This window comes from Streptomyces sp. NBC_00425, assembly GCF_036030735.1.
In the GTDB taxonomy this organism is placed as follows: domain Bacteria; phylum Actinomycetota; class Actinomycetes; order Streptomycetales; family Streptomycetaceae; genus Streptomyces.
In genome coordinates, this window is record NZ_CP107928.1 from 340,478 (window position 1) to 352,329 (window position 11,852).

Genomic DNA, 11,852 nt, shown 5'->3' on the forward strand with positions numbered 1-11,852 from the left:
ATGACCGACTCGTCCGCCGGCTCACCGCCGGCTGTTGCCTCCCCGCCGACGCTGGACCTCTTCTTCGCCGCGCTGGGCGTGGATCCGCAGGAGCCGCTGCGGGATCTCGTCCGCGCCGCCCGCTCGCTGAGGGGCCACCTGGCGCCCCTGGTCCTGTCCGTCGCCGCCCGTCAGGGCGTCGTCGTCGGCAGCGGCTCCGCGGACGAACTGCGCCGTATGCAGGTCAGGGTCGAGGACTACCGCGAGCTCGCTGCGCTCCTGGCGGCCGACGTCCCCGGGGTGCGTGTCCTCAAGGGCCCGTCGCTGGAGCAGCGTTACCCCGAGGACGTGCTGCGCCCCAGCGGCGACCTGGACGCGTACGTACCGAACGAGGCCGCGCTCTGGGGGGCTGTGACGACGGTGCTGCGTAACCGGCCGGTTGGCGACGTCGATGTGACGGTGCTGGGCAGCGGGGCGCACGTGCACTGGGTCGTGGTGCTGCGCTGGCCCGCGCAGGACCCGATCCTCGACGCCGATCACCGGGTCGAGTTGGTGACCTTCGCCTACCCCGGTGAGCCGGGCGTGGTGCCGGTGCGCGCCGAGCCGCCGCGGGACCAGGTCGTCTGCGACCTGCTGGCCATCGCGGAGGAGGCGTTCCAACGGCCGTTCAGCGTCAAGGACGTCCTCGACCTGGCCCTCACTCTGGACAGCCCCGGCTGTCCGCCCCCGAAGGCGCTCGCCGAGGCCGCCGACCGCTACCGCCTCGCGCCGGAACTGCTGCGGCTAAGCGAGATGCTGCACGGCTGCCGCGCGCTGCCGAGCGCTGCCAACGACCGACTCCGGGAGCTGCTGCGTGACCCCGCAGGGCGCGAGACGGAGGCACGGCGCGCCGGCGAGACCGGGTCCGGGGAGCCCGAAGGCGCCTGGACGCGGGAGCCTTGTCTGAACAGCGGCCGTCCGCTGCACGGCCTGCGGCTGCCCAGCGAGCCGACGCCCGGCCCGGAATCCGGGGTGCGCTTCCACGCATTCGCCGACGGCGTTCTGCTGCTGTGCCCGGTGGGCGTTTTCCTGATGGTGGAGACCGAGCTCGTGAGCCCTGCCGCCCATGAGTCGGCGTTGGCCGAACTCCGGCGGCTGCGCGCCCTGGACGGGGCACGGCCATGAGCGCCATCGACGTCCAGGATCTCACCCGACGGTTCCGCGGCCGCAAGGGCGTCGAGGTCACCGCGCTGGACGGGGTGAGCCTGCGCGCCGAGGAAGGCGAGGTCGTGGGACTCCTCGGGCCCAACGGCGCGGGCAAGACCACTCTGTCGCGGATCCTCACGACGCTGCTGCTGCCCACGAGCGGCTCGGCTCGTGTGGACGGTCTCGACGTGGTGCGTGACGCGCCCGAGGTCCGAAAGCGCATCGGCCTCGTACTCGGCGGTGAACGCGGGCTCTACGGACGTCTGACGGCCCGCCAGAACCTCCGCTACTGGGGCGCTATGCAGGGCCTCTCCGGCAGCCGTTGCCGCAACCGGGCGGACGAACTGCTGGAGCTCCTCGGTCTCGCCGAACGTGCCGACGACCGGGTGGAGACGTACTCGCGTGGCATGGTGCAGCGGGTCCACCTGGCCCGCGCGCTGCTCTGCGATCCGCGCGTGCTCATCATGGACGAGCCCACCAGCGGCATGGACCCTCATGCCGCGCAGGGCTTCCGCGGGCTCGTGGAGAAGCTGCGGGACGGCGGCTCCACGGTGCTCCTCGCCACCCACGACATGCAGGAGGCGCAGGCGCTGTGCTCGCGCGTCGCACTCATCGATCACGGCCGTATCCTGCGGGAAGGCGCACCGAAGGAACTGCTCGCCGGCCTTGACACGCCGCGGACCCTGACCGCGGACGGGGTGTCGGCCGACGCCGTCGAGATCGTCGCGCGCGTCCCGGGCGTCACCGTGGACGGGCCGACGCCGGAGGGGTTCGTGACGCTCCGGATCACTGAGGACGACGCACTGTACGAGGTGCTCCGGGTACTGACCGCCGCGGGGGTGCGTGAGCTGTCGCTGGCCCGGCCCACGCTGGCCGAGGTCTACCGGTCCATCATCGAGGACCGGGAGTTCGCCCTCTGATGGCCGCCTTCGTGCAACTGCAGTGGCTGCTTCTGACCCGTTCACCGCGTCTGCTGGCCACGCTGATCGTCGTCCCGCTGTACGCGGTCGTCTTCTTCACCACCGTGCGCTCGTACGGGGCGCCGGAACTGGCCACCACCGTGGCCCTCACCGCGTTCTCGATGAGCATGTGGTCGCAGGCGATGTTCGTCGCGGCGGACGTCGTCGACAACGACCGCTGGGACGGCGCCCTGGAGCCCTCGCTCCTCACCCCGGACGCCTATGTGCGCTCCTTGGTGACGCGGGTCTGCACCATCACCGCACTGAGCGTGCCCGTCCTGGCGGAGGTCATCGCGATCGGCCGGGTCGGATTCGGCTTGCCGCTGCCCGTGCACGAGCCTCTCACCGCGCTCGCGGCCACGCTGCTGCTCGTCGTCGGCACTGCGGGATCGGCTCTTCTGGTCTGCGCGCTCATGATCTTCGTACCCGTGGGGCGTCTCCTTCAGAACGCCCTGACCTACCCCTTCTACATCCTCGGCGGTCTCGTTCTCCCGGTCACCTCCCTGCCGGCCCCGTTCGAGTGGGTCGCACGGCTGTTCTTCCTCTCCCACGGGGCGCAGCTGCTCCGTGACGCGATGACCGGATCCGGACAGGGCCGCTGGTCACATTTCTCGGCTCTGATCGTCCTGTCGGCCCTCCAACTGGCCGTGGGCGTGGTTCTGCTGCGCCGAGCGCTGTCGCGGTCCCGCCGAGGGGAGGCCAGGCTCCATGCGTGACGCCAAGGCCCTGCTCCACCAGGTCGGTTACGGACTGCTGAGCAGTTACCAGGACTACCGCGCCCTCTACACCTGGCGTTCGTGGCTGTTCGGCTGGATGGCGCGACTGCTGTGCCAGGTCCTGTTCTTCTCGATGGTGGGCCACGCGATCGGTTCGGACGGCGCACAGCGCTATATGGCGCTCGGCAACGCCATCGTCCTGGGACCGCTCGGCGCGCTCGGCGTCGTGTCCTCCAGCGTGGGCGAACGCCGGGGCGGAACCCTCCAGTTCCTGCTGCTCAGCCGCAACGGACCGCTCCTCGTGCTGATGTCGCGGGGGTTGTACTGGGCCGCCGACGGCATCGTCACCTCGTGCTTCGCCCTCGTCATGCTGCGCTGGCTGGCGGGGGTCGAGATCAGCCCCCTGGTCCTGCCCGTCTGCTTCCTGCTCCAGTCGCTGATCACCCTCAGCAGCTACAGCCTCGCCCTCGCACTCGCCGGAGTGAGCCTGCGGTGGCCGGAGTGCCGCATGTATCTGACGGCCGGGACGACGATCCTGCTGATGACGTTCGCCGGGGTCAACTCGGAACCCCCGCACGGGGGTCTCGGCGGCGCCGTCGCCTCGGTGCTTCCCGCGACGCACGGGTTGCGGGCGGTGCGTTCCGCCGTGGCCGGCGACGGAGTTCCGCTCCCCGCCGTTCTCGCAGAGTGCGGGGTGCTGTTCCTCTGGGGGGCCGTCAGCTGGCTGGCGCTCACCGCGTCGCTCCGCTATCAGGTCCGGGCCGGCGCCCTCACCCTCCGCTGAGGACCTCCGTCCGCCGAGGCCTCCCTCCGCCGAGGTTCGCTCCCGTTGCGACGTTCCCCCACCGCTTCCAGCAGAGAGATGAGCCTATGAGCACTGCGATCGCCTACAGCCTGGTCGGCCCGCCCGGGTCCGGGAAGACCACGCAGGCAGCGCGGCTCGTCACCGCCTTGAGCGAAGTCTGGGGCACCCCGGCCCTGTGCGTATCGGTGCCCGCGCTGCTGCTCGGAGACCCCGCCGTCCACGCCCGCCTCACCTCGCGGGAGCGGACGCGCGTCGCCCAGGTTCGCGAGGCCGCGCACGCGCGGGCTCACCGGGGCGAGCTGATGCCCACGGAACTCGACCGCGTACTCATGGAGCTCACCGAGAGGGTGGCCGGCAGTGAACCGATCGTGCTCGACAGCGTGCCGCGCGGACCGGAGCAGGCCCGCCTCCTGCTCACCAGCGGACTGCCCGTGAAGAGGCTGGCGGTGTTTCACCTACGGACTCCGGGCGACGACCCCCTCGGCTTCTCCCTGCGCCGCCAGCTCTCCCGGGCGGCGCGCACGGACAGGAGCCGGCCGAGCGCGCGGGACCTCACACGGATGAAACGCAAGGCGGACGTCTACGTCGAGCAGACCCTCCCCGCCCTGGCCGAGATCGCGCGCGCCGGGGCTCGCGTGGCCGACTTCGACGCGGGAGCTCCCGCCGATCGGGTCGCCCGGGAGATCCGCGGTCACCTGACCGGCGGCGGAACGCTGCGCCCAGCCCGGGCGACGGGCGCCACCGGTGCGGGTCCGGCGCGGCAGGGAGGCAAGCCGTGCGTCTGATCCTGGTCCGGCACGGGCGGACGACTGCCAACGCGCAGGCACGCTTCCCGCTCTCCTCCGCCATACCGCTGGACGCGACCGGCCGCGACCAGGTCACGCTCACCGGGTCACGCATCGCCGCCTCTGGCTTCCGCCCCGAGGTCATCTACAGCAGTGACGCCCGGCGGGCCCTCCAGACCGCCTCCCTGCTGCGGGACTTGATCGCCCCGGACCTGTGCGTCACACCGCGAACGGAGCTGCGCGAAGTCGACTGGGGCGAGTTGCGCGGACGGTCCACCTCCACGGGCCCCGCAGGCGAGTCCGCGTACGCCGGCTGGCAGCAGGATCCGATGCGCCCCCTGCCCGGCGGGGAGGGGCTCGCCGACGTCGCCGTCCGGGTGGCCCGGGTACTGCAGCTGATCAGCGACGACGGACGACCGGCGATCGTCGTGTCCCACGCGGTCACCCTCACCGTCCTGACGGCACAGGCCAACGGCTGGGACCTCGCCGAGACCTGGCGCTCACACCGGGCGCACCTGTCCCCCGGCCAGTTCCTCCTCCTCGACCTGTCCGCACCGCCGGGCCGGGTCCGTCCTCTTCCCCATTTCCCCGGTACCAGGTGAAAGGTGCACCGCCATGGCCTACGCTTCGCTGTCCCCGCTGATCGAGGAAGGCGTACTCGACGAGGTTCTGGAGGGACTCGGCTTCCTCCACGCTAACGACCGCTGCCGCCGCAACTGCACGCACTGCCCCGCCTTCGGCGACACACGCCCCGTCGAGATGACCCCCTTCACGACCCTGACGCGGCTCGCACACGACATCGGCGAGGCGTTCACGGACCGCGGGATCACCCCGCGGCGCAGCATTGCCTCCTGGCGGATCAGTGACCCGCTCGACTACCACGTCAGGGACGGCGCGACCACCCGGACCACGTTCGACGTGGCCCGCGTCTGGCGCGAATTCCTGGGTCAGGGGCTGTATTTGGTGACCAACGGCAGCGAGAACAAGCGGTTCGCGCGGACCGCGCTGCGCGAGATCGCCGCGGCCCCCGAGGTCGTCTCGCAGGTCAAACTGACCGTCACGCCCTGTGACGCGGGCTGGGGCAGCGAGCGCTATCTGCACAGCATCGCCGAGGACATCGCCACGCTCGCGCCGCTGTGGGACCTGGGCTCGACCCGCATGGAGGACCCCACGGGTCTGCGGTTCCGCATCAACCTCAAATCCACCGCGGACCGGCGCGAAGAGGCGCTCCGGTTCCTGGCCCGGGCGATGGAGCTGGCCGGGCTGCGCCCCGACGAGTCGGAGAAGGCGCTGGCCGATCCGCGGCGCGTGTCGGCGAAGGACATCTACGACCTGGGCTCGTACGCCGGAGACAGTCCGGTCGTGAACGCTCTGAGCATCAAAGGCCGGGACGGCAAGCGGTTCAAGCCGACCGCGGAGACCCGCACGCACCACCAGTACGGCATCTACCCCGACGGCAGCGTCCGGGTCATCGACATGTACGAGTTCAAGGTCTACGAGGCGACCGGCGAGTCCGGCGCGCCGCTCCGCGTCGATCTGCGGAGCGCCAGCTGACGTCCGGCACGGGCCGGGACGCAGGACACACGAGGACGGGAGTCAAGGTGAAGCAGGACAGACTCGTACCGCTGTATCAGGCCGACGAGTTCCCGACGCTGCTGACCGGCGCGAAGGCAGGGGCCTTGGCCCGCCTGCACGGGGTGGGCCTCGAGGTCCCGGACGGCGTCTGTGTCACCTCACGCTGGTTCGCCGAGGTGGCGTCGCGCACGGACATCGGCCGGGCGGTCGAGCACCGTCTGCGCGACCTCGGCGCAGTCCCCACCGGCACGGGCCGCTCGCTCGAACTCATCCGCCGTGCCCTGACGCGCACACCGTGGCCCGGCGACCTGGTGGCGGAGGTGAGCGAGGCCGCAGAGCGGCTGCTCGCGGCGGGGCCGGTGATGGTGCGCTCGTCCGTTCCGGTGGAGGACGGCGCCGGGCTGTCCTTCGCCGGGGTCTTCGAGTCCGAAGGCCCGCTGGAGTCGGTGCGGGAGGTACTCGCCGCACTTGCCCGCTGCTGGGCAGCGCTGTACACGGCCCGTGTCGCGGCGTACACACATGGCCGATTCCCCCACGAGTACGCCGCATTCCTCCAGACCTGGGTACGGCCCGACGCGCACGGCGTGCTGTTCACCCGGGATCCGGTCACCCACGTCGAAGGGCCGATCACCGACGTCGCCTGGGGCAGCGCGACCGACACCACGTCGGGGCGCGCCCACGGCGGACGCGTCGCTCTGGCGGCCGGCGACGACGACTGCGGCGTCACACTGCCGCGTGCCCTGCGTGATTCCCTCAACTCCCTTGCCGAGCGCAGCGAACAGCTCTTCGGCCGACCGCTCGACATCGAGTGGGTGTGGAGCGACGGCCGGCTGCACACGCTCCAGGCCCGGCCGATCACGCACACCACCGCGCCCCGCGCCCCCGCGGCCGCCTGGTGGCCCGACTCCGACGTCGGCGCACTGCACGACGTCGACCTCGGCCTGTGCCGACAGCGCTTCGAAGGCGCCCTGATGAAGCACATCTGGCTGCGCCGGCAGTGTGCGGCTCTCGACGTGCCGACGTACCGCGAGGCGTACGTCGTCTACCGTCCGCAGGACGCGCGGCGCCTGGCCGACGAGCTCACCGGACATCTGCGCACCGACTACGTCCAGATCAACTGGGCTGCACGCGGCACCGGCGCCGTCGCACCGCTCGCGGAGCTCGCACTCCACCTCGAGCGCGGACACGACCGCAATCCGCTGGCGGACCCCGCGTTCTGCGCGGCGCACGTCGGCGAGATCGTGCCCGCCGAGGCCTCCGGCTTCTCCGCCGTCCTCAGTGACGGAACCGTCGTCGTCGAGGCGTTCCCCGCCGGGCTCCCGGGCATCAAGGAGGGCGGGCTCGTCCCGTCGGTGTTCACGGTCTCGCCCGCGGGGCAGGTGGCACGCGAGCACATCGCCGTATTCGAGCATCGGTGCCGCATCGAGCCCGGCGAGGGCTGGTGGTGGCGTCCGGAGGAGACACCCCCGTACGACTTCGACCGGTCCGACGCGGAAGTCCTGGACATCGCCCGCGTCACCCGGGCTCTGTGCACGTCCCTCGGGGAGGCGCGCGTCGAGTGGTACACCGGTGACGGCCGCGCCATGATCCGTGACGTCAGCCTCGAAGGCGGCCGCCTCGCCGCCCCGGCGGCCCCCGGCGGGCAGCTGATCTCCGGCGGAGTCGCCTCGGGTACCGTTCTGCACCTGCCGGACCTCGGGGACCTCGACGAGGCGGCCCGCGCGGTGGAGGTCAGCGTCGTCGGCTCGGGCATGGACAACGCCACGGTCATGGCGGACGCCCGGATCACCGCCGCCGTCGCCGCGGTCAGCCGCGCCACGGACGTCATCGTGGTGGCCGAGTACCCGTCGGCGGGCCTCATCCCGCTGGTGGACCTCGCTGCCGGCTTCGTCTTCCAGCGCGGCAACCTCCTGTGCCACACCGCCATCGTGCTGCGGGAACGAGGAGTCCCGGCGATCGTGTCACCCGGCGCCACAGGACTCCGCGACGGAATGAGGGTGGAGATCTCACCCGCCGGGGTGGCGGTAGTCGACCACCGGGAGCAGGCATGCTAGCACCCCGATTCCCCTCGTACGCCGGTGCGTTGAACGCGCTGGACCTAGGCGACGCACGTCTTGTGGAGCGGCTGCTGTGCGACGACTCCCGGGGCAGTGGCGCGTGGCGGCGGCTGCTGTCACGCCCGAACTTCGTGCCCGACGGCTTCACGGTGGCCGAGCGGATGAACGGCGAGGTGCTGCTGGGCTCTGCGGAGAGCGAGTTCGGGCCATGGCTCTCCGGTGTGATCTCGGGGAAGCTGCGGCGGGTGGCGCCGCCAGCCGGCGGCGGGGACGCGGTACCCGCCGTCGCCGCTTTCTGCCACGAACAGACCCTGCGGCTGCTCGAGCACTCCGTCGCGGGGACGACGGTGGCGCAGACGCTGGCCAACCAGGAGATGCCGTCGGTGGCGGACCGCGTCATCGCGCACTGCGTGTTCGGTGACGTACGGGCGCCGGTCGTCACGCACCGGACGTACGCGCACCGATCCGTCGAGGTGGCCCTGGAACTGGCCTCGTTGGTCGTCGACAGCTGCGGACAGGACCTGGCCGCCCTGCTGCGCTACAGCCTCGCCGCCGGACTCATCGGCGCCGGGCAGAAGCTGCGCGCTCCCGGTCCCGGGATCGCCCTGCCCGTGGGCTCCTCGGGTGATCCCGCGGCGCTGGCCCGAATGCTGTGGCCGAAGTACCAGGAGCTGGCCGAACGCCCGCTGCACGTGGACCACTGGGACACATTCCGTACCGAAGCACTCGACGGACCATTCCGGTTGGTGTGGTTCTTCGACGACTGCGCCGAGACGGTGATCGACCTCCTGCTGCTGGACCGTCTCCTGGCGGCGAACCCTCGGCTCCAGCTCACCCTGGTGCCCAAATCCCTGCCCTGTTACACGGACGCCGACGCCACACTGGTGCTGCGCCTGCTCGACTCGCCGCGCCTGCGGGCGCTCGGCGTCGACCGGTTGCGGGCCACGGACGTCTGCACCGCCGGACCCAGCATGGCCACGGCCAATCTCTGCAAAGTGTCCCCGGAGCTGGCACGGGCCCTGGACGACGCGCAGTGCGTGTTCGTGAAGGGCACCAACGTCCATGAGATGTTCCAGGGCGGCGTCAACAAGGTGATGTACACCGGATTCGTACTGGTCAGCGAGTTCAACGAGAGTGCGATAGGGGTGGACGCGAGCACGGCGCCCCTGTTCCTGGTCCGCTCAGGACCGGGCGAGTACACGAACTGGGGCTTCGAGGGGCGCCGCCACCGCACGGCATGCTACGCCAGCCGGGAGGTCCGGTTGTGCTGGAGCACCCTGATGGACCGGGAACGCCGCGAGCGGTGCGAGGAACCGGCCGTGCTCCGCGACGAGTTGAGACGGCTCGGCTCGCTCGCCGGACGGATCGCGCCCAGGACGCGTGCCGCACTGGAGAGCGAGATGCAACGGGTGAGCCGGAGGCTGCACCGGCTCACAGGGGCAGCACCCGTACCGTTCCCTTCGGCTGACGTCTCCTCATACGTCACGCTCTCCTCCCCCGATCCTTGGAGGTCAAGTGCCAGAGCCTGAGGACGACTGGCTGAACGAAGTGAGACTGATCGCCGCGGGAGCGATCGAGCGCTTCCCCCGCCACAACGACATCTTCCACCTCGTCTCCCGCCTGGCCGAGGAGACAGGTGAAGTCGCCCAGCAGATCAACCACTTGGAGGGCATGGGCATCAAGCGCGAGCGTCACGGCGAACCGGACGTCGGCGACCTCGCCGAGGAGATTCTCGACGTGGTGCGCTGCGCGGTGACCATCGCCCTGCACTACCACTGTGTCGACGACCTCCGAAGACTCACCTCGGAGAAACTGGCGTCGTATCGCCGGGAGGGGTGGGTGAGCTGACGCCGCCCACATCCCCCGCCATCCTTCGCATACGCAGTCAGGGTCCTTCGTACGACTGGCAGGCCGGCGGTCACAGGGCATCCTTCGGACTCAGCAGATCCCCGGCGCTGCGCCGCCGCACCACTGCTGGACGCGGCCGGGGCGGCGGTCGAATTGTTCGCGGTGCGTATCGGCCGACGCTGCCAGATCACCAGCGGCGTGGCAGTGGCCATCCGGACCGTGCCGTACGACTGCACCGTCACTCCCCCACACGCCATGGAAGCCAACCTCCGCCGGCGACGCACCTTGGAACCCGGAACCGCCACCTGAATGCTCTTGTGGATTCCGCCGACGGCCACTGAACGTGAATGCCAGATGTCGGGCCTTGCCGCTTGGCGGCGCCAGGCGGCCCGGCTCTTGGCTTTCCGGGGCGGCCGGAGTACGAGGATGATGTTCGCGTGATCCGGGATCTACCGCCATTGCCGTTCCCTCAATACGCCGTCGTGCGCATCGACTGCGCAGCAGACGTGTCCGACGAGATCGCCAGCGACCTGCGCCGGACGGGCATCCCGACAGGGCTGATCGGTTACGAGTACCAACGGTTGCGGGAGGCGGCGCTCTTGGACGGGATCGGTGAGAGCGGGTTGGTCGTCTTCGGGACCAGCGGCTTGTTCGGACGGTTCGGCATCGACGCCGCGGCGCGTCGCGTGGTGCACATCCCCACGTCCGAGTGTGCAAAGGCCAACCACGTGAACCGGGACCTTCGAGTCTTCCACGAGTGCGTCGCGGCGGCGATCGCCCGCTTCCCGTTCTACGAGGCAGGCGAGGAGGAGAGATTCCAAGCGGCGGCGGACGAGCTGCGCGAGCGCGTCACCACCCTTGACGACACCGCACTCGCCCACAACGGGTTGGTGCCGCTCTTCTTGTCTGCCTAGATCCGACTCTCGAGGATGCCTGCCGCACCCAGTGCGTCGAGTCGGCGCTCCAGGCTCTGCTTACTGATCGTTTCAGAATGAGGTTCGGAGACGTCTCAAGCAGATGATGCTGCAGGCGAGTTGGACCAGGCCGAGGTGGATGTCGGCGCGTACGTCGTAGCGGATGCGGAGCTGTTTGAACTGGTGGAACCGTCGACCGGCCCGGCCTGGCCGACCTGCTCGCCTACGCTCGCCCCGGCGGCACCATCGTCGTGTACACCCTCGACCGGCTCGGCCGCAACCTGCACGAGTTTCCTACAGGGGCAGCCGCACCGGAGGCGCTGAGTAGTCAAGGGCACACGGGCGCCTCAACCAGAGGTCGGTGAGCCTTGACGGCCTGCTTTGGTGGTCGCCGCGTTGCGCGGCCTCGGGGCCAGAGCTGCGCGCAGCGCTGGGGTGAGGATGAGGCGGGTCTCGGACGGGGTGAGGGCGGCTGGCGTGGGGAGGGGGTTGAGGTAGCGGGTGTAGATGAGACCGCCGAGGATCGTCACCACGGCTGTGGCGCGGGCGGTCGCGTCCCGGCCGCCGAGAAATTCAACAAGCCGGGCCAGCAGCTCGCGTTCCAGGTATTCGCGGATCACCTCGGCGGCCTCGTCGCCCTGGGCGGTGAGCTGGAGGAAGTCGGCGTCCTCCCACAGGCCCGTCACCGCGTCGATCAGGCGGTCGGGGAGGGTGGCCGGGTCGCCGCCGAGGACGTCGTCCACCGCCAGCGCATTGGCGCACTGGAACTGCATCACGTCCGCGAACAGGCCCTTCTTCGAGCCGAAGTGGTAGGCGATCAGCGCCGGGTCGACGCCGGCGACCGCGGCCACCGCGCGCACCGTGGTGCGCCGGTATCCGCGCTCCAGGAACAGGGCACGGGCCGCCGAGACGATCGACTCGCGGGTCGGCGGGTTGCCGCGGGGGCGGCCTCGCGTGCGGGCGGGGGCAGGGGCGGCGTTATTCATCAACGTTGAGCCTGCGTTTCGTGATCGGCACAGTCAAGGGCGT

At 70.7% G+C, this 11,852-nt stretch carries 13 protein-coding genes; 12 read left to right on the forward strand and 1 reads right to left on the reverse strand.

From position 1 onward, the window contains the following. From OHS82_RS01460 to OHS82_RS01520, 12 genes are all read left to right on the forward strand, one after another. Positions 1-1,143, forward strand: a complete 1,143-nt coding sequence (locus OHS82_RS01460; protein WP_057575120.1) for a hypothetical protein — start codon at positions 1-3, stop codon at positions 1,141-1,143. After that, entirely contained in the window at positions 1,140-2,084 is a 945-nt protein-coding gene (locus OHS82_RS01465; protein WP_057575118.1) for an ABC transporter ATP-binding protein, read from the forward strand. Before OHS82_RS01460 ends, OHS82_RS01465 begins: the two co-directional genes overlap by 4 nt. Continuing rightward, the gene (locus tag OHS82_RS01470) at positions 2,084-2,839 is read left to right on the forward strand and encodes an ABC transporter permease (RefSeq protein ID WP_057575115.1); all 756 of its coding nucleotides are present in this window, start codon (positions 2,084-2,086) and stop codon (positions 2,837-2,839) included. Before OHS82_RS01465 ends, OHS82_RS01470 begins: the two co-directional genes overlap by 1 nt. Beyond that, positions 2,832-3,623: an ABC transporter permease gene (locus OHS82_RS01475; RefSeq protein WP_057575113.1), complete on the forward strand. Its 792-nt coding sequence runs from the start codon at positions 2,832-2,834 to the stop codon at positions 3,621-3,623. Before OHS82_RS01470 ends, OHS82_RS01475 begins: the two co-directional genes overlap by 8 nt. Before the next feature lie 86 nt (positions 3,624-3,709). Continuing rightward, positions 3,710-4,429, forward strand: a complete 720-nt coding sequence (locus OHS82_RS01480) for a hypothetical protein (protein WP_057575111.1) — start codon at positions 3,710-3,712, stop codon at positions 4,427-4,429. Beyond that, positions 4,420-5,031 (forward strand): histidine phosphatase family protein, encoded by a 612-nt coding sequence (locus OHS82_RS01485; RefSeq protein WP_057575110.1) that lies wholly within the window; start codon positions 4,420-4,422, stop codon positions 5,029-5,031. The genes OHS82_RS01480 and OHS82_RS01485 overlap by 10 nt, the downstream gene beginning before the upstream one ends. A 13-nt stretch (positions 5,032-5,044) precedes the next feature. Beyond that, complete coding sequence (locus tag OHS82_RS01490) at positions 5,045-5,983, forward strand: hypothetical protein (RefSeq protein ID WP_057575109.1); 939 nt, start codon at positions 5,045-5,047, stop codon at positions 5,981-5,983. A 47-nt stretch (positions 5,984-6,030) separates the two neighbouring features. Next, entirely contained in the window at positions 6,031-8,058 is a 2,028-nt protein-coding gene (locus OHS82_RS01495; RefSeq protein ID WP_057575108.1) for a PEP/pyruvate-binding domain-containing protein, read from the forward strand. Then, the gene (locus OHS82_RS01500) at positions 8,052-9,590 is read left to right on the forward strand and encodes an ARMT1-like domain-containing protein (RefSeq protein ID WP_328433061.1); all 1,539 of its coding nucleotides are present in this window, start codon (positions 8,052-8,054) and stop codon (positions 9,588-9,590) included. Before OHS82_RS01495 ends, OHS82_RS01500 begins: the two co-directional genes overlap by 7 nt. Then, positions 9,577-9,909 (forward strand): MazG nucleotide pyrophosphohydrolase domain-containing protein, encoded by a 333-nt coding sequence (locus OHS82_RS01505; protein ID WP_057575106.1) that lies wholly within the window; start codon positions 9,577-9,579, stop codon positions 9,907-9,909. The genes OHS82_RS01500 and OHS82_RS01505 overlap by 14 nt, the downstream gene beginning before the upstream one ends. Before the next feature lie 482 nt (positions 9,910-10,391). Further along, a complete protein-coding gene (locus tag OHS82_RS01510; RefSeq protein ID WP_328433062.1) occupies positions 10,392-10,823 on the forward strand; it encodes an SUKH-4 family immunity protein in 432 nt (143 codons plus the stop codon). A 215-nt stretch (positions 10,824-11,038) separates the two neighbouring features. After that, positions 11,039-11,188, forward strand: a complete 150-nt coding sequence (locus tag OHS82_RS01520) for a hypothetical protein (protein ID WP_328436009.1) — start codon at positions 11,039-11,041, stop codon at positions 11,186-11,188. Here the strand turns inward: OHS82_RS01520 and OHS82_RS01525 are convergent. Then, positions 11,171-11,809, reverse strand: a complete 639-nt coding sequence (locus OHS82_RS01525; RefSeq protein ID WP_328433063.1) for a TetR family transcriptional regulator — start codon at positions 11,807-11,809, stop codon at positions 11,171-11,173. The genes OHS82_RS01520 and OHS82_RS01525 overlap by 18 nt on opposite strands. Positions 11,810-11,852: the final 43 nt, after the last annotated feature.